Origin of the sequence: Alteromonas sp. H39, assembly GCF_047556435.1 — a bacterium.
In the GTDB taxonomy this organism is placed as follows: Bacteria; Pseudomonadota; Gammaproteobacteria; order Enterobacterales; family Alteromonadaceae; genus Alteromonas.
In genome coordinates, this window is the sequence record NZ_CP180210.1 from 1,398,141 (window position 1) to 1,415,619 (window position 17,479).

Here is a 17,479-nt window from a genome sequence, read left to right on the forward strand (position 1 = left end):
AAATTGCCGGATTCTCTGTTAGTCTTCGCCAACGCATCGTAAATCGTAACCGCGGTCTGGTTTTCGTGCTGGTAAAAAACAGGCCAGCGGCGCGTCAATGAAAACAGTATATAACATGTCGAACGAGTCTGGACGACAGGCGCGCTCCCAATAGCATGACCAGATGCTATCGGTTACGATGTCAGATTAAATTTTAAGGATGTACAATGATTTTGAAGTTAACCCAAAACGCCGTTATCGCACTGGGCATAGCTACCATTCTGGCAGGATGCCAGCAGCCACCTCAGCAAAAAGCAGAGGCTATCGAACCTGCGAACCCGGTCGCGCAGGAAAGCTATATCCCGTATGAAAAATACAAGCTGGATAATGGGTTAACCGTCATTCTGCACAAAGATGACTCCGACCCACTGGTGCATGTGGACGTGACATATCATGTTGGCTCTGCCAGAGAAGATATCGGTAAGTCCGGGTTTGCACACTTTTTTGAGCATATGATGTTTCAGGGCTCGGAACATGTGGCGGACGAACAACACTTCAAAGTCATCACTGAAGCGGGCGGTAACCTGAATGGGTCTACTAACACTGATCGCACGAATTATTATCAGACTGTACCTGCCAACCAACTGGAAAAGGTGTTGTGGCTGGAATCTGATCGGATGGGTTTTTTGTTGCCAGCGGTAACGCAGGAAAAGTTTGAGAACCAGCGTGAAACCGTTAAAAATGAACGTGCACAGCGTGTCGATAATCAGCCCTACGGCCTGCGTTTTGAGAAAACCGGCGAAGCCCTGTATCCGGAAGGTCACCCCTATTCCTGGTCTACTATTGGTTATGTGGAAGATTTAGACCGCGTGAGTGTTGAGGATCTGAAAGCGTTTTTTAAGCGCTGGTATGGTCCAAATAACGCCGTGCTGACAATTGGTGGAGACATCAATGTTGCACAGACCAAACAGTGGGTAGAGCAATACTTTGGCAGCATTCCGTCAGGTCCTGAGGTAACTGAACCAGAGCCGCAACCGGTGACGCTAGATGAAACCCGCTTTGTCACGTTAGAAGACAACGTACATTTACCCTTACTGCAGATCACATTCCCAACCGTGTATGCACGGCATCCGGATGAAGCGCCGCTGGACGTGCTGTCAGATATCCTCGGTGGTGGCAAAACCTCACTGTTTTATAAAAATCTGGTGAAATCCGGCGTCGCGGTGCAGGCCGGCGTGTCTCATCCGTGTCGTGAGCTGGCTTGCGAATTCCAGCTAGTCGCGCTGGCAAATCCTGCTGTGTCGGGTAGTCTGGCGGACCTTGATAAGGCCATTTCCGATACCTTAAAGGAATTTGAACAACGTGGCGTCATGCCGGATGATTTGGCCAGAACCAAAGCCAGCATTGAAGCTTCAACGGTTTTCGGATTGCAGAGTGTAGCAGGCAAAGCGTCCTTACTGGCCAGCAACGAAACGTTTGAAGGGCAACCTGACCTGGTGGCAGAAGACTTACGTCGCTACCTCGCTGTGACTGCCGAAGACGTTATGCGTGTCTATCGCAGATACATTAAAGGACAACGCGCTGTGGTGCTAAGTGTCGTTCCAGATGGTCAGACTGAGCTTGCCGCAGCACCGCAAAACTTTACATTTCCCGGAAGAGAGATACCCGACTCAATTACGCTGGCAGAGGACGTTTCTGCGCCTGCCATTGTTGATAACGTCGATCGTACCAACATGCCTGACGCTGGGCCGGTGCCGGTGGTAAAAGTGCCGGAGTACTGGGAGTCAACTATTGCTCCTGGGGTCACTGTGCTGGGGATAACCAGTGATGAAACACCCACCGTTACATTATCAATGAGTCTGGAAGGTGGCATGCTGCTGGATCCGGAAGGGAAGGCGGGAACGGCGTTTCTTACCGCGCTCATGATGAATGAATCTACTGTGCGCTACTCTAACGAAGCGATGGCCAATGAGCTGGCGAAACTGGGGAGTTCTATCAGCTTCAGTGCAGCTGGCAGATACACTCAGGTCTATGTGTCGTCATTAACCAAAAATATTGACGCTACACTGGCCCTGCTGGACGAAAAACTGTTTAGCCCGGCATTTCTGCCCGAAGACTTCTCCCGCCTGAAGGAGCGCGTTTTGCAGGGAATGCAGCAACAGCAGAAAACACCATCCGTTTTGGCAAAGCGCGCGCGTGACATCGTGCTTTTTGGCGAGCAGAACCGGGTAAGTTATCCGGACGAAGGCACGCTCTCATCGTTGCAGAATATCACTCTGGATGATGTAAAAGCGTTTTATCAAAAGTACTACAGCCCGGCAAAAGCCAGTATTGTGACGGTGAGTGATCTTAGTCAGGCCAATATTACCCGTTCTTTGTCTTTTCTTAGCAAGTGGCAGGGCGACGATTACGATATTGATGGCTATGCGGCGTTTCCTGACTACGACAAACAAAATCTGTTTCTGGTAGATAAGCCCGGAGCTGTGCAGTCGGTGGTATACATAGTGAAACGCAGTCTGAAATATGATGCAACCGGCGAGTATTTCCGTGCGCGTTTGATGAACTTTCCGCTGGGAGGAGCATTTAATAGTCGCATTAACCTGAATCTCAGAGAAGACAAAGGGTACACCTATGGTGCGTCCAGCAGCTTTCTGGGCGGCAAAACGCTAGGCTGGTTTGAAGTTAGCACGGATCTTACTGCCGCCAATACAGCCGCAGGCATTGAGGAGATTTTTAAAGAAATTAATCATTACCGCGAAGAAGGAATGACCGAGCAGGAACTGACGTTTATGCGCAACGCTTTTACCTTAAGTGATGCCCTGGACTATGAAACACCAGGCAGTAAAGCCCGTTTTCTCAGACAACTGCAGTCGTTTAATCTGCCTGATGACTACCGCGCTACACAGGCCGAAATTCTTGGTAATATTGATACCGATTCGTTGCAGGCGCTGGCGAAAAAGCATTTGACTACCGGCACTATGCAGGTGATCGTGGTAGGAGACAAAGAGACACTGATGCCACAGCTCAATGAGCTGGGGATACCGGTAACATCGATGACGGTAGTGGAGCCGTGACAACACCGGCTGTCATTAACCGATATTAATACGCCAGCCGTGGCGTTTTCTGGCTGAATTTACGCCCACGGCTTGAATTACTCTAGTAGTTTCCCCATAACCGGGGAAAAACGACGACATGGACTGATACATTGACCATACCTGAATACTCTTTCAGCGAACGCCTTAAGGCATTGTCCCAAGACGATTTTCAGCAAGCCCTCACTGGCATCCGGCGTGGTGTCGAGCGTGAGGCACTGCGTATTAACAAGGACGGTAGTCTGGCAACGACGCCGCACCCACAGGCACTGGGTTCAGCACTGACCCACGATTCTATCACCACAGACTTTTCCGAATCGCTGCTTGAGTTTATTACCCCGCCAGAGACCAGCATTGATACAACGATGGGCCAGCTTCACGACATTCATAAGTTTGTGTTGAGCCACATCGGCGATGAAATGCTCTGGCCGATGAGTATGCCCTGCTTTATTGAAGATGAAGATCAGATCCCAATCGCCTATTTTGGTGAATCCAATGTAGGTAAAATGAAACGCGTTTATCGCATGGGGCTGAAAAACCGCTATGGCAGCATGATGCAGGCTATCGCAGGCGTACACTTCAACTTTTCACTTCCTGACACGTTCTGGCAAGCCTGGTCGACATTACATGGAACGACTTTTGGAAAAGAACAGGTATCTGCAGATTATTTTTCAATGATCCGTAATTACCGCCGGCTGTGTTGGTTAATCCCGTACCTGTATGGCGCCTCGCCTGCACTGTGCGGATCGTTCTTGAAAGGTAAACCGCATAACTTACCGTTTGAAAAAGCGGGCAAGGGCACGTACTACCTGCCGTATGCAACATCACTGCGTATGAGTGATCTTGGCTATACCAATGCCGAGCAGTCGGCTCTGCAAATTTGCTATAACAAGCTGGATAATTACGTACGTTTATTACGCGGTGCAATGGAAACGCCGTCTACGCGTTTTGAAAGATTTGCTGCCGGAGAAGAAGGCCAGTACCAACAACTGAGCCGTAACATTCTGCAAATCGAAAATGAGCTCTATTCGCCGATACGGCCTAAGCAACCTACTGCATCTATGGAAAAGCCGACTGATGCGCTGGTTCGTCGTGGCATCAGCTACATCGAAGTGCGCGCGCTGGACGTGAACCCGTTTTCTGAAGTCGGAATTGACGCCGGGCAGTTCGCTTTTCTTGACGTGTTTTTGCTCACCTGCCTGCTGATGCCCAGCAAGGAAATGACGCCGGAAGGGCTTGAAGAAGCGAATTTTAATATGACGCGTATGGTACTTGAGGGGCGCAAGCCTGGCGTGATGCTGCGTAGAGATGGCAGTGATGTTACTATGCAGTCTTGGGCTGATGAGTTGTTTGCGAAATTTACTGAAGTGGCCAGTGTTCTGGATTCAGCGAATGAGACAACGCGCTATTCAGCTGCGGTTAAGGTTGAATGGGAAAAAATAGATAATCCGGCGAAGACATTGTCCGGTCAGATTATTGAACAGTTGACAAAAAACAACGAAGATAATGGTGCGATGGGTATAAAGCTGGCCAGTGACTATCAGGCAGCAATTAGCCAATGGCAATATACCTATCAGAACGAAGAGTCGTTTCGCACGCTGGCCGCTGCATCGCTGGACGCGCAAAAAGCCGTTGAAGAAGCCGACGATAAAGATTTTGATACGTTTATCCGGGACTACTTCAGCGAGCCTCCAGCTAAAAAAAATGCCTGACAAAGGTCAGGCATTAGAAGGGTTCCAGGGAAACACACATTTTACTAGAACACTTAGTTGGACACGGTATGATCGAAAAGTTCAAACATCTGTGCATTTTTTTTTCAGGTTTGATAGTCCTCGTACCAGTTATCCTGGCTGGATGCGCCACGACGCCGCCTAAAGACAGCAGCAATATCTGTGAAATCTTCTATGAAAAAGATGACTGGTATGATGCTGCTGCGGCGGCGCGTGATAAATGGGGCGCACCTATTCACGTCCCGATGGCGATGATGTATCAGGAAAGTTCTTTCCGTCACGATGCACTCCCTCCCCGTGATTACGTTTTCTTTGGTTTAATTCCGTGGGGGCGAGTAAGTTCAGCATACGGCTATTCGCAGGCAAAAACACCCACCTGGGCAGATTACGTGCGCGAAACCGGTAACAGCTGGGCTGACCGCGAAGACTTTGAAGACGCGATTGATTTTATGGGGTGGTTTATCTACAAATCACAAAAGGTAAATGGCGTATCGAAATGGGATGCGTATGCTCAGTATCTGAATTATCACGAAGGCTGGGGCGGTTACCGGCGAAAATCATACGATGCCAAACCCTGGCTAAAGAAAGTGGCAGCGAGAGTTAAAGCCCGCTCGCTAAGCTATGCTACACAGCTCAAAACCTGCGAAGAAGATTTACAGAAAGGCTGGTTTATGAAGTTGTTTACCTGAACCCGCTTTGCAGGAAGCAGCATCGCTGTCTGGCGGTCATGCTGGCATCGCCACCCAAACCGAAATAATTCTACTATGAATAGTAATCAAGGAGGCTGCGGCCTCCTCGTTGCGTTACAGCGCCTCGCTGCCGCAGGATGCAGAATGCGTACTCTGGGTGACATGCTGGCTGAATGAAGAAAAATAGAAGGGCAGGTGTGAGAACCTGCCCTTCAGCGACGTTAAGCCAAGACCGTTTAAAACCCAACGTCGAACAGGCAGGATCTACATTATTGTAAATGATAATGATTTGCAATAACTATTTTGGTGTCCGGGTAAACCGTCAATGTCTCATCGTTTTTACAGGCCTCGTCCCAGTAATCCCCCGCGCATTCTTTACAGTGTCAGTCATGCTTGATCCAGATCATGTTTACCAGTCCATCAATACTGGCCATTTGACCTGGATCAGTAAATGGATAGCGGAATTGTCAGACACTCATTACATAGCGAATAAGACACATGAGGAGAGCCGCTATGTTCATGACAATGTTAAAAGATCCGGTTGTTTGGGGTTCACTGTTAGGTATTTTTATCATCGTGTTGATGATGGCCTACTACACGTATCTGTTTATGCACAACAGCGCGGATCAAGACAAGTAAGTCTGCAAATCAAATAAAGCTACCGTTTGGACGAGGCCGTCTCGTCGATATCGATAAGCACCAGCAGTGCAGCCTTACCGCCGTATTCCAGTGGTGCCTGGTGGAAAGCGCGGACATGGGGATGCTGAATTAGGTAATGTGGCAGGGCACGTTTGAGAATGCCTTGCCCGATGCCGTGCATCACGCTGACACAATCGATATGCTCTTTGCGCGCCGCATTGAGTAGCGCCGCCAGCTCTGCCTTGGCCAGCTCTTTGGTTAAGCCGTGTAAATCCAACACCAGTTCAGGGTAAAAGTCGCCACGTCGTAACCGCTTAAGCGTGTGGGTCGCTTCCCCTTCGCGACAATATCTTACCGGGCCTTCATCAGGCAGTCTTGCCTCGTACATATCAGAAAAAGTAAACCCGGCTGCAACCTGGCGGGATTGCGCTGAGTGTTTATCTGTACTTCGCTTAAACTGACGTTGTGCCGCGCGTCGGCGTTCCGGATTTATCTGGTCCTGCGCGAGTTTTTTAACGCCACGCATGGCATCCCGGAAGAGCGTTTCTTCTGCAGGCTCTTCACTGACAGAACTGTCGACAACAGGCGTTTTGTGAAGTCTTATTTTCGCTTTCTTTAACTGATCTTTCATTTAGGCCGGATATCGTCAAATTAGGCATGGGCGAGCAAAGTATCTTTGGGTATGATAACAGCTTTGATAAAGCGGATGTACCAGAGCGCGAATGACCGACAAATTCTACCTTGAAGAAGCCATTGATGATCTTCATACCCTGCTGGACATGGTCCGGTGGGCGACCAGCCGGTTTAACGATGCGGCATTATATTTCGGACACGGTACCGATAACGCCTGGGATGAAGCGGTAAGTCTGGTATTTCAGGCATTACACCTTCCCCATACTATGACCAAGCAGACGGGAGAGGCGCTCTTCCATGCCAGGCTAACCAAAAGTGAGCGGGAAAAAGTGGCTGAGCTGGTGCTTAAGCGCGTGCAAACCCGCATGCCTTTACCCTATCTGACGCATGAAGCCTGGTTCTGTGATTTGCCTTTTTATGTTGACGAGCGGGTATTGATACCACGTTCGCCGTTTGCTGAACTGATCAAAAAACAGTTTCAGCCGCACGTTACCACAGCGCCATCCACTATTCTGGATATGTGTACTGGCGGTGGTTGTATTGCCATCGCGCTGGCTTACGCTTTCGATGAGGCTACTGTTGACGCGGTGGATATCAGCACCGATGCGCTGGAAGTAGCGGATATCAACATTCAGGAACACCAGCTGGAGCACCGCGTTTACCCCATTCACTCAGATTTGTTCACGCAGCTGAACGGGCAGTCGTACGATCTCATCGTGACAAACCCGCCGTATGTTGACGCCGAAGACATGGCTGATTTGCCTGAGGAGTATCATCACGAGCCTGAGCTTGCGTTGGCAGCGGGCGATGATGGACTGGATTTGGTGGCAACGATGCTGGAACAGGCACCGGCTTTCTTAAACGACGGCGGCTGGATGTTTGTCGAAGTCGGCAACAGTGAAGTGCATATGGAAAACCGGTTTCCTGGTTTGCAGATAGAATGGATCAATTTTGAGTTTGGTGGGCAGGGGATCTTCGCTGTCTCGAAAACAGCGTTAACAGACTACTTTACGCGCGAGGATTAACAGAGAACTATGGCAGGTAACAGCTTCGGAAAAATGTTTACTGTCACCACGTTTGGTGAGAGTCATGGAATTGCTATTGGTGGCGTGGTAGATGGATGCCCACCGGGACTAACGTTATCAGAAGCGGACTTACAGGGAGACCTGGATCGACGCAAGCCGGGAACTTCCCGCTACACTACCGCGCGTCGCGAAGATGATGAAGTGCAGATCCTGTCGGGTGTGTTTGAAGGTAAAACCACCGGCACCAGCATTGGTTTGCTGATTAAAAACAAAGACCAGCGCAGTCAGGACTATTCCAATATTGCCGACCGTTTTCGCCCAGGCCATGCCGATTATACCTATGAACAAAAGTACGGTACCCGGGACTATCGAGGTGGCGGGCGTTCTTCAGCGCGCGAGACGGCTATCCGCGTGGCGGCTGGCGGTATTGCCAAGAAGTTTCTCAAAGACGAGTTTGGCATTGAGATAAAAGGTTACCTGTCACAGTTAGGCCCGATTAAAGCGGAAATTGTGGACCACAGCGTGACGAATACCAACCCGTTTTTCTGCCCGGACCCTTCAAAACTGGATGCGCTGGATGAATACATGCGTGACCTGAAAAAATCCGGTGACAGTATTGGCGCGAAAGTGTCGGTTGTGGCGGAAAATATGCCGGTAGGGCTGGGCGAACCAGTGTTCGACAGACTGGATGCAGATATCGCCAGCGCGATGATGGGCATCAATGCGGTAAAAGGCGTTGAGATTGGCGACGGTTTTGATGTGGTAGAACAAAAGGGCAGTGAGCACAGAGATACACTCACGCCAGATGGCTTTACCAGTAACCACGCAGGTGGGGTTCTTGGTGGCATCTCCAGTGGTCAGGACCTCATTGTGCATATGGCGCTGAAGCCGACTTCAAGTATTTCTGTGCCCGGCAAGACTATCGACAAAGACGGCAACGAAATAGAAATTGTCACCAAAGGTCGCCATGATCCTTGCGTAGGCATCAGAGCGGTTCCAATTGCCGAGGCAATGCTGGCAATCGTATTGATGGATCACTGTCTGCGCCATCGCGCGCAGAATGCGACCGCGCACTCTAAAACGCCAGTGATACCTGGCAGCACGGGCTCACGCTGACAGTGAGAGACTACTCTGGGGATGACGGTTGAACGTCTCCCCACGCGCGCAGTTAATTTTACTGGCAATTACCTACTGGCTTTACTTTGGTCAGTTAGGTGTATTGGTGCCTTACCTCGGTATCTTCCTGGATGGCCGCGGCTTCTCATCGGCTGAAATCGGCGAGCTTTTTGCGGTTATTACGCTGGCACGCATCATTGGCCCTTCTTTGTGGGCCAGTATCGCCGATAAAACCGGCAAGAGCCTGTCAGTACTCCGGCTGGGCTGTTTTCTTACCGTTATCTCATTTTCCAGTGTATTTCTGTTCAACGGCTTCTGGGGGTTAACCCTGTCATTTGGACTGATGATGATGTTCTGGACTGCGGTATTGCCTCAGCTTGAAGTGATCACCATGCAGTCGGTAGCAGAAACCCGGATAGGTTACGGGCAAATCCGGCTGTGGGGTAGCATTGGCTTCATTGTGCTGACCGTTGCGCTGGGTAAAGCGCTCGATCACTTCACTACCGATGCGCCGGTTTACGCCAGTATCGGTGTATTAACGCTATTGTTTTTCAGTTCACTGCTGCTGCGTCAGCCGGCCATAAAAACCACCGCCACAGAACAAAGTGGCAATCTGTGGCAGTTTGTTAAGCAACGCCCGTTTATTGTATTTTTGGTCTCTGCGTCGTTATTGCAAATCAGCTTTGGCGCGTACTACGGCTTCTTCGCACTTTACATGCGCGATCTGGGCTATTCCGGGCAACAAACCGGATTGCTGATTGCATTAGGTGTATTAGCCGAGATTGGTATTTTCCTGATTGCCGGCAAGCTGATTAGCCGGGTTGGCGTGTGGGGGCTGCTGATGGCATGTATGGTGTTAACCGCCGTGCGCTGGTATGCACTGGCTGACTTTGCACACAGCGGCTGGGTTGTGATGCTGACGCAGCTTATTCACGCATTAAGCTTCGGTCTGACCCACGCTACCTCTGTTCACTTTATCCATCATTTCTTTCCGCAGTCTTTTCACAGCCGTGGTCAGGCCATTTATATCAGTATTGCGTTCGGGATGGGCGGCGCGCTGGGTAACTATCTGGCCGGGCAAATGTGGGATCAGGGCACGAACGCGTTTAATACGTTCGGCTTTTCAGCTATTACCGCATTGGGAGCAGCCCTTGTTCTGCTGCTGTGTTCCAAAAAACGGATGAACGTGTAAATCGCACCCAAGCATATAAGCCTGCCATAACACCTTAAATGACGTTACGGTGACAACGCTTATCCTGTAGGTGCTGCCTTCATCTATTTCTCAGCTGCGCGGGCCATCTTCAATACTGATCAACTTGCCGTTGTGAAACTCCAGCAGGCGTAAAAAGCGGCCATTGCCTAAGTCATAAGTCCAGCGCATCATGTTGACGCGCTTGCCGTTCACTTCCACTTGCCCAAGGGAAAGCTCATCGAGCGGAGCGCCACATTTTCTTCTGACTTCACCGGTTGTATCTCCAGGCATCACCAGCTTGTTTTTACAGCGAAATCCATCGGCCAGACTCTGGTGGCTGAAAAGCAGGAAAAACAGCATCATTACAAGATGTGTGAATGGAATTTTAGTATTCGGAGACATTGGCATTCTCAGTGTTGGCCTTATGTAATAACTCTAGCTGATATAAGTATTTTATTCGAGTCATCGGGCCGACCCCGAAGCCTTCCCAAAACGCGTCCGGAATAAACTCGCCATATCGGCGAATTTTGTAATACCTGGACGGGGCAATACACGGACATTGATGTTATATAATGATAGGGTAATAAGCGTTCAAAAGCGTCGACACAACAGGGAAGTACCCATGATGCGAATTTCAGGTTTCATTGCCCTATGGCTTTTGCTTTTAAGCCATGGCGTGTATGCACAATCCGCGAAAGAAAACTTGTGGTTGTTTTCGTTAGAGAATGAAAATGGTCACACAAAAATTATTCAGGCGACGAAACTAACCGACAATGCCGAATACAGCAATCAACCACATTTCTCAGTGGATGGAAGCAAGTTGTACTACTCACAGGCAATGATAGCGGATGAGGGGCAGCAAACTGACGCGTTTGTTTATGACATTGTTCGCGGCTTTCATTCTAACCTGACTCGCTCTCCCACATCAGAGTACTCTCCAACGCCACGTTTTGATGGGAACGGGTTATCGGTGATCCTAGTAGATAGCGAAGGGCAGCAATGGCTATGGGGACTGTCATTTGACGGTTCTAAACAGGCGCGTTTGTTTCGGACAGAGCCTGTGGGATATCACGTATGGATAAACGAGAAGGAGGTGCTCGCGTTTGTGTTAGGGGATGCACAAAGCGAGAAGCCGCATACCCTGCAGAGATTGTCGCCAGGCAGCAGTGCGGTAATTATCGATCAGGAAATCGGAGCAAGTTTGTGGGCGATACCCGGTACTGGCATGTTTTCTTATACCAAAAATCCAGCGCCGGATTCTCAGCCATCAACATTGATGGGCTGGGATCCGGAGCTGAACATTACCAGTGTACTAACCCTGTTACCGGATAACGTCAGCTACATGGCATGGACACCGCGCGGGGAAGCCATCATTGTGAAAGGCAGTGCTATCTGGCGCTGGAAACCCGAAGAAATTTATGACTCGGAAGCTTCCTCCTCCAATGAGAACGAGGTAGAAGACAGCATGCTTGCGAATACCGTTAACGGGTGGGAAAAGTGGCTGGATATCAGCAACGACTGCCCCAATGGCGGCAGCCGGCTGCATATGTCACAAAGCGGCTCTCACCTTGCTGTGGTGTGTCAGGAATAACTACGACGTTGCCTGATTGTTGCGGCGTTCGTTTACGCCGCGCTTGGAGGCCGTTTGCATTGGCTCAGTATTTCTACTTCTCCTTCATCAGAAACCTGCTCTAATGTGACATCAAACTTCCACAGCCGGTGCAGATGCTTCATGACTTCATCTTTAGAGTCGGCTAGCGGAATACCGTGTTGCGGCACATACCGAAGCGTAAGCGAGCGGTCACCTCTGACATCAACATTGTATATCTGAATGTTAGGTTCAAGGTTGCTCAGATTATACTGTGCAGATAACTTTTCACGGATCTTCAGATACCCTTGTTCATCATGAATAGCGCTGACGCTTACAAACGATTTACTGCTGTCATCTTCAACGGCAAAGAGTTTAAAGTCGCGGATCAGTTTAGGTGACAGAAACTGGCTGATGAAACTTTCATCCTTAAAGTTGTGCATGGCAAAATGGACCGTTTCCAGCCAGTCTTTGCCTGCAATCTCTGGAAGGAAAAGCCGGTCTTCGTCGGTGGGGTTCTGACACACCCGTTTAATATCCATGAACATATTAAAGCCCAGGGCATAGGGGTTAATGCCTGAGTAATAAGGGCTGTTATATTCGGGTTGCATTACCACGCTGCTATGGCTGTGCAGAAACTCCATCATAAAGCGGTCGGTAACCAGTCCTTCATCATACATCTGATTTAAAATATGATAATGCCAGAAACAGGCCCAGCCTTCGTTCATCACCTGCGTTTGTTTTTGCGGATAAAAATACTGAGATACTTTTCTGACAATACGAACCACTTCGCGCTGCCAGGGCTCCAGTAATGGTGCATTTTTCTCTATAAAGTAAAGCAGATTTTCCTGCGGCTCGGCAGGGAATCGCTGACGCTGTGGTTTACCGGAAGCCTTGGCTTCAGGTAACGTGCGCCACAACTCATTGACCTGTGATTGCAGGTATTTCTCGCGCTGCTTCTGGCGCGCCTTTTCTTCCTGAAGCGACACTTTTTGCGGACGTTTGTAGCGGTCCACACCATAGTTCATAAGGGCATGACAGGAGTCCAGTACGTTCTCAACGTCCTCTGAGCCGTACTTTCGCTCACATTTAGCGATGTAGTTTTTGGCAAAAACCAGATAGTCGATAATCGAGTCGGCATCGGTCCAGGTCTGGAACAGGTAGTTCCCTTTGAAAAAAGAATTGTGACCGTAGCAGGCATGCGCCATAACCAGCGCCTGCATGGTAATGGTATTTTCTTCCATCAGGTAAGCGATGCACGGATTCGAGTTGATGACAATTTCGTAGGCCAGGCCCATTTGGCCACGCCGGTATTGTTGTTCGGTCTGAATGAACTTCTTACCAAATGACCAGTGCGTATAGTTAATCGGCATGCCAATACTGGCGTAAGCATCCATCATTTGCTCGGCGGTGATCACCTCAATCTGATTGGGGTAGGTGTCGAGCTTAAAATTGGCAGCAATACGGTCAATCTCCTTTTCGTATTGCTCGATCATCTCAAATGTCCAGTCGGGGCCATCACTTAACTGCGTTGCCTTTGTCTGGCGTTTAGGTGCCATACTGACCTCCTGAAGCGGATCTTTGTTCGGTACGCGCAAAGAGCTCTCTGAATACGGGGTAAATGTCGCTGACCTGTTGAATGTGTTTGCACACAAAATTGTCGACCAGAGCTTCAACTTGCTGATATTCCCGCCACAGACTCTGATGCTGGCGCTCAGTAATTTCGATATAAGCAAAGTAGCGGGTTAGCGGCAGTAGCTTTTTCATCAGCAAATCGCGGCACTGAGGTGAATCATCAGCCCAGTTGTCGCCGTCGGATGCCTGCGCAGCGTAGATGTTCCAGTCTGTGCCTGTGTAGCGTTCCTGAATAATCTCATCCATTAACTTTAGCGCACTGGAAACAATGGTACCGCCGGTTTCCTGAGAGTAGAAAAATTCATGTTCGTCGACTTCTTTCGCCTGGGTATGGTGGCGTATATAAACTACCTCAACATTCTCGTAGGTGCGGGTGAGGAAAAGATAAAGCAGTATATAGAAACGCTTTGCCATATCCTTGGTGGCCTGATCCATCGAGCCGGACACATCCATCAGGCAAAACATGACGGCTTTGCTGGTAGGAACGGGCCTGCGGTCGTAGTTTTTAAAGCGTAAATCAAATGTATCGATGAACGGGACTTTAGCTATTTTGGCTTTAAGCTGTTCAACCTCCTTCTCAAGCTCAATGATTTTCAACGTATTATCGTGTTTATCCTCTTTCAGAGCCTGAAGTTCCTCCTCTAATTCCCGGAGTTTTTTGCGATCGCCGCCCGTAAGCGCAATACGCCGTGCCACAGACCCTTTCAATGAGCGCACAATGTCCAGGTTGCTGGGAACACCATCAGTCTGGTAACCCGCACGATAGGTTTCGTATTGCACGACCTTGTCAAACTGGCTCTTTTTCAGGTTAGGGAGGGCGAGATCGTCAAACAGCAAATCCAGGTACTCGTCTTTACTGATTGAAAAAACGAATTCATCCTCGCCTTCCCCGCTGTTACTGGCGTCGCCTTCACCAGCACCTTGCCCACCCCCAGAAGGAGGGCGGTTGATCCTGTCGCCGGCAGTAAACTGGTCGTTCCCCGGATGCACCACATCGCGTTTGCCCCCTTTTCCGGTATGAAAAACAGGTTCAGAGATATCGCGGGTAGGAATACTGATTTCCTCTCCGGTTTCCAGGTCGGTAACAGAGCGTTTGCCCACAGCGTCAGAGACCGCACGCTTAATCTGGTTTTTGTAGCGTTTCAGAAAGCGTTGACGGTTGACGGTGCTTTTGCCCTTACTATTAAGTCTTCTGTCTATAAAATGCGCCATAAGCACCTTCTTTAGTTACTACACCCTCCTTACGATGCTTTACGCACACGCAAATACCATTCACAGAGTAATCTGACTTGCTTCTGTGTATAGCCTTTTTCTTTCATGCGATTCACAAAGTCATCGTGCTTTTTCTTATCTTCGGTAGAGCCTTTGGTGTTAAATGAGATGACTGGCAATAAATCTTCTGTATTAGAAAACATTTTCTTCTCGATGACGGTGCGCAGTTTTTCATAGCTTGTCCATGCCGGGTTTTTACCGCTGTTGTTAGCGCGAGCACGCAGCACGAAATTGACTATCTCATTACGGAAGTCTTTAGGGTTAGATATACCTGCCGGCTTTTCGGTTTTTTCCAGTTCCGCGTTTAATGACTCGCGATCAAATAACTGACCGGTTTCCGGGTCGCGGTATTCCTGATCCTGAATCCAGAAATCAGCATAAGTTACGTAGCGATCGAACAGGTTTTGCCCATACTCAGAATAGGACTCCAGATAAGCGGTTTGGATCTCTTTGCCGATGAACTCGACATAACGCGGTATCAGATACCCTTTTAAAAACTCCAGGTAGCGATCAGCCGTATCCTGTGGGAACTGCTCGCGCTCAATCTGACGCTCCAGTACATAAAAAAGGTGAACCGGGTTGGCAGCTACTTCCTGGTGATCAAAGTTAAATACCCGCGATAAAATTTTAAAGGCAAAGCGGGTTGAAAGCCCTTCCATGCCTTCATCTACCCCGGCATAGTCGCGGTATTCCTGATATGACTTAGCTTTAGGATCGGTGTCTTTCAGGCTTTCACCATCATAAACCCGCATTTTCGAATAAATACTGGAGTTTTCCGGTTCTTTGAGCCGCGATAACACGGTGAACTGCGCCAGACACTCCAACGTGTCCGGTGCACAAGGGGCCCCGTTTAGCTCACTGTTATCAAGAAGTTTTCGGTAAATATTAATTTCTTCGCGCACACGCAAACAGTAGGGCACTTTGACGATGTAAACACGGTCGAGAAATGCCTCATTATTTTTGTTATTTCTGAACGTCTGCCACTCTGACTCATTAGAGTGGGCCAGGATTAGCCCGTCAAAGGGTAGGGCAGAAAACCCTTCAGTGGGATTATAGTTGCCCTCCTGAGTAGCTGTGAGTAATGGATGCAGCACCTTGATGGGGGCTTTGAACATCTCAACGAATTCCATCAGTCCTTGATTGGCTTTGCACAACGAGCCCGAATAGCTATAAGCATCCGGATCGTTCTGAGCAAACTGTTCAAGCCGGCGAATATCCACTTTCCCAACCAAAGAAGAAATATCCTGGTTGTTTTCATCTCCGGGTTCTGTTTTCGCAATGCCCACCTGATCAAGTACTGACGGGTAGACCCGAACCACACGAAACTTAGTAATATCCCCATTGTATTCATGAAGTCGCTTTCGTACCCAAGGTGACATAATCGTTTTCAGATAGCGCTTGGGAATGCCGTAGTCTTTTTCCAGCAAATGACCATCTTCGTTGACATCAAACAAACAAAATGGATGGTCGTTAACCGGTGAGTCTTTCAGCATGTAAATCGGGACTTTTTGCATAAGCTCTTTCAGGCGTTCAGCCAGAGACGATTTCCCCCCCCCGACCGGGCCTAACAGATACAAAATTTGCTTTTTCTCTTCCAGACCCTGTGCGGCGTGACGTAGGTAAGAGACTATTTGCTCTATGGCTTCCTCCATGCCATAAAACTCGCTAAAAGCGGGGTAGCGCGCGATGACACGGTTGGAAAAAATTCGGCTTAGCGCTGGATCGTTTGACGTATCTACCATCTCCGGCTCGCCGATGGCCTTTAATAATCTTTCTGATGAGTTTGCGTATGCCAGAGGATCTGACTTGCAGATTTCAAGAAACTCCTGGATGGTAAATTCTTCCTGCTTACGCTCCTCGTATCGATTCTGGTAATGTTCAAAAATACCCATGATTACCCCTAGAAAAAAACGGATGCCCGTTCTTCTAGCTTAGTCGGTATTCTGAAAAGCGTTAGAATTTTATAACGTATTTTGGAATAACCTCGCCCTATTTTGTCTAAATAAAAATTGAACTTTTTCCTAGTAAATACGTCTAGTTACGTTATCTGTCGATTAACTTTTTTGTAACAAATATGAATGGTGGGGCAGACAGGTATTGGGAAATAATATCGTTATTTGAGGTGATGCTTTTCAACCGGGGAGGGCGAATGGCTAAATCTCTTCAGTGCATTGGGATTGGGCGGCACCTGGAAAAACGCCCGCATCGGCGCGGGCGTTCAACTATTGCAATTTATTATGCAAAATTTTCTGAGGCAAAATCCCAGTTGACCAGTGCCCAGAAACCTTCCAGATACTTAGGACGTGCATTACGGTAATCAATGTAATACGCGTGTTCCCACAGATCTACCGTCAGCACCGGCGTCACGCCATCTTCTGAAATTGGCGTCTGTGCATTGCTGGTATTCACGATGTCCAGTGAACCATCAGCTGTTTTCACTAACCACGTCCAGCTTGAGCCAAAGTTATTTACTGCTTTGTCATTAAATGCAGCCTGGAAATCAGCAAATGATCCCCACTTGGCTTTAATAGCATCAGCCAGTGCGCCAGTTGGCTCACCGCCGCCGTTCGGGCTTAGGCAGTGCCAGTAGAACGTGTGGTTCCAAACCTGTGCTGCGTTATTGAAAACACCGCCTTCTGAAGATTTGATGATCTCCTCAAGGCTCTTGTTTTCCATGTCTGTACCTTCGACCAGGCCATTTAGCTTGGTAACGTAAGTCGCGTGATGCTTACCGTAGTGGTAATCCAGCGTCTCAGATGAAATATGAGGTTCCAGTGCATTTTTTTCATAAGGTAATGCCGGTAATTCAAAAGCCATACGAATCTCCATGTTGGTTCTAATTTGTCATTCCGACGAAGGGTAAAAGCTCGCCTTGCGCCGGATTCGGTC

The 17,479-nt window shown here is 48.9% G+C and carries 14 protein-coding genes; 8 read left to right on the forward strand and 6 right to left on the reverse strand.

Annotation, left to right across the window (positions count from 1 at the left end; genetic code table 11):
• The first annotated feature begins 206 nt into the window (after positions 1–206).
• The 4 genes from ACLBLI_RS06100 (at position 207) to ACLBLI_RS06115 (ending at position 6,129) form a co-directional block, all read left to right on the forward strand.
• Positions 207–3,053 carry a M16 family metallopeptidase gene (locus tag ACLBLI_RS06100; RefSeq protein WP_414830232.1) on the forward strand — a complete coding sequence of 949 codons (2,847 nt, stop codon included), beginning with the start codon at positions 207–209 and terminating at the stop codon, positions 3,051–3,053.
• Between the two features lie 131 nt (positions 3,054–3,184).
• The gene (gene gshA / locus ACLBLI_RS06105) at positions 3,185–4,783 is read left to right on the forward strand and encodes a glutamate--cysteine ligase (protein ID WP_414830233.1); all 1,599 of its coding nucleotides are present in this window, start codon (positions 3,185–3,187) and stop codon (positions 4,781–4,783) included.
• A gap of 68 nt (positions 4,784–4,851) precedes the next feature.
• Positions 4,852–5,490, forward strand: a complete 639-nt coding sequence (locus ACLBLI_RS06110; protein ID WP_414830234.1) for a hypothetical protein — start codon at positions 4,852–4,854, stop codon at positions 5,488–5,490.
• Positions 5,491–6,003: 513 nt separating this feature from the next.
• Positions 6,004–6,129 carry a DUF3149 domain-containing protein gene (locus tag ACLBLI_RS06115; RefSeq protein WP_414830235.1) on the forward strand — a complete coding sequence of 42 codons (126 nt, stop codon included), beginning with the start codon at positions 6,004–6,006 and terminating at the stop codon, positions 6,127–6,129.
• A gap of 19 nt (positions 6,130–6,148) precedes the next feature.
• Here the strand turns inward: ACLBLI_RS06115 and smrB are convergent, their stop codons facing one another.
• Positions 6,149–6,760: an endonuclease SmrB gene (gene smrB, locus ACLBLI_RS06120; protein WP_414830236.1), complete on the reverse strand. Its 612-nt coding sequence runs from the start codon at positions 6,758–6,760 to the stop codon at positions 6,149–6,151.
• A gap of 91 nt (positions 6,761–6,851) precedes the next feature.
• Here smrB and prmB point away from each other — a divergent pair, with 91 nt between their 5' ends.
• The 3 genes from prmB to ACLBLI_RS06135 are packed head-to-tail and all read left to right on the forward strand — an operon-like array spanning position 6,852 to position 10,095.
• Positions 6,852–7,787 carry a 50S ribosomal protein L3 N(5)-glutamine methyltransferase gene (prmB, locus tag ACLBLI_RS06125; RefSeq protein ID WP_414830237.1) on the forward strand — a complete coding sequence of 312 codons (936 nt, stop codon included), beginning with the start codon at positions 6,852–6,854 and terminating at the stop codon, positions 7,785–7,787.
• Positions 7,788–7,796: 9 nt separating this feature from the next.
• Complete coding sequence (gene aroC / locus ACLBLI_RS06130) at positions 7,797–8,903, forward strand: chorismate synthase (protein ID WP_414830238.1); 1,107 nt, start codon at positions 7,797–7,799, stop codon at positions 8,901–8,903.
• Positions 8,904–8,931: 28 nt separating this feature from the next.
• The gene (locus tag ACLBLI_RS06135) at positions 8,932–10,095 is read left to right on the forward strand and encodes an MFS transporter (protein ID WP_414830239.1); all 1,164 of its coding nucleotides are present in this window, start codon (positions 8,932–8,934) and stop codon (positions 10,093–10,095) included.
• Between the two features lie 90 nt (positions 10,096–10,185).
• Here ACLBLI_RS06135 and ACLBLI_RS06140 read toward each other — a convergent pair whose 3' ends face one another.
• Positions 10,186–10,497, reverse strand: a complete 312-nt coding sequence (locus ACLBLI_RS06140; RefSeq protein ID WP_414830240.1) for a DUF2845 domain-containing protein — start codon at positions 10,495–10,497, stop codon at positions 10,186–10,188.
• Between the two features lie 220 nt (positions 10,498–10,717).
• Between ACLBLI_RS06140 and ACLBLI_RS06145 the strand changes: the two genes are divergently transcribed.
• Positions 10,718–11,686, forward strand: a complete 969-nt coding sequence (locus ACLBLI_RS06145) for a TolB family protein (RefSeq protein WP_414830241.1) — start codon at positions 10,718–10,720, stop codon at positions 11,684–11,686.
• Between the two features lie 32 nt (positions 11,687–11,718).
• Here ACLBLI_RS06145 and ACLBLI_RS06150 read toward each other — a convergent pair whose 3' ends face one another.
• The 4 genes from ACLBLI_RS06150 to sodB form a co-directional block, all read right to left on the reverse strand.
• Complete coding sequence (locus ACLBLI_RS06150) at positions 11,719–13,242, reverse strand: SpoVR family protein (protein ID WP_414830242.1); 1,524 nt, start codon at positions 13,240–13,242, stop codon at positions 11,719–11,721.
• Entirely contained in the window at positions 13,232–14,530 is a 1,299-nt protein-coding gene (locus tag ACLBLI_RS06155) for a YeaH/YhbH family protein (protein ID WP_414830243.1), read from the reverse strand. The genes ACLBLI_RS06150 and ACLBLI_RS06155 overlap by 11 nt, the downstream gene beginning before the upstream one ends.
• A 29-nt stretch (positions 14,531–14,559) precedes the next feature.
• On the reverse strand, positions 14,560–16,482 hold the full coding sequence (locus tag ACLBLI_RS06160; RefSeq protein ID WP_414830244.1) for a PrkA family serine protein kinase: 1,923 nt from the start codon (positions 16,480–16,482) through the stop codon (positions 14,560–14,562).
• Positions 16,483–16,825: 343 nt separating this feature from the next.
• Positions 16,826–17,407: a superoxide dismutase [Fe] gene (sodB, locus tag ACLBLI_RS06165; RefSeq protein WP_218311721.1), complete on the reverse strand. Its 582-nt coding sequence runs from the start codon at positions 17,405–17,407 to the stop codon at positions 16,826–16,828.
• Between the last annotated feature and the right edge of the window lie 72 nt (positions 17,408–17,479).

What these genes read in the sequence shown, in the direction of transcription:
- ACLBLI_RS06100 (WP_414830232.1), top strand. Translation starts at nt 207, where the DNA reads ATGATTTTGAAGTTAACCCAAAACGCCGTTATCGCACTGGGCATAGCT.
- ACLBLI_RS06110 (WP_414830234.1), top strand. Translation starts at nt 4,852, where the DNA reads ATGATCGAAAAGTTCAAACATCTGTGCATTTTTTTTTCAGGTTTGATA.
- ACLBLI_RS06115 (WP_414830235.1), top strand. Translation starts at nt 6,004, where the DNA reads ATGTTCATGACAATGTTAAAAGATCCGGTTGTTTGGGGTTCACTGTTA.
- smrB (WP_414830236.1), bottom strand. Translation starts at nt 6,760, where the DNA reads ATGAAAGATCAGTTAAAGAAAGCGAAAATAAGACTTCACAAAACGCCT.
- prmB (WP_414830237.1), top strand. Translation starts at nt 6,852, where the DNA reads ATGACCGACAAATTCTACCTTGAAGAAGCCATTGATGATCTTCATACC.
- aroC (WP_414830238.1), top strand. Translation starts at nt 7,797, where the DNA reads ATGGCAGGTAACAGCTTCGGAAAAATGTTTACTGTCACCACGTTTGGT.
- ACLBLI_RS06140 (WP_414830240.1), bottom strand. Translation starts at nt 10,497, where the DNA reads ATGTCTCCGAATACTAAAATTCCATTCACACATCTTGTAATGATGCTG.
- ACLBLI_RS06145 (WP_414830241.1), top strand. Translation starts at nt 10,718, where the DNA reads ATGATGCGAATTTCAGGTTTCATTGCCCTATGGCTTTTGCTTTTAAGC.
- ACLBLI_RS06150 (WP_414830242.1), bottom strand. Translation starts at nt 13,242, where the DNA reads ATGGCACCTAAACGCCAGACAAAGGCAACGCAGTTAAGTGATGGCCCC.
- ACLBLI_RS06155 (WP_414830243.1), bottom strand. Translation starts at nt 14,530, where the DNA reads ATGGCGCATTTTATAGACAGAAGACTTAATAGTAAGGGCAAAAGCACC.
- ACLBLI_RS06160 (WP_414830244.1), bottom strand. Translation starts at nt 16,482, where the DNA reads ATGGGTATTTTTGAACATTACCAGAATCGATACGAGGAGCGTAAGCAG.
- sodB (WP_218311721.1), bottom strand. Translation starts at nt 17,407, where the DNA reads ATGGCTTTTGAATTACCGGCATTACCTTATGAAAAAAATGCACTGGAA.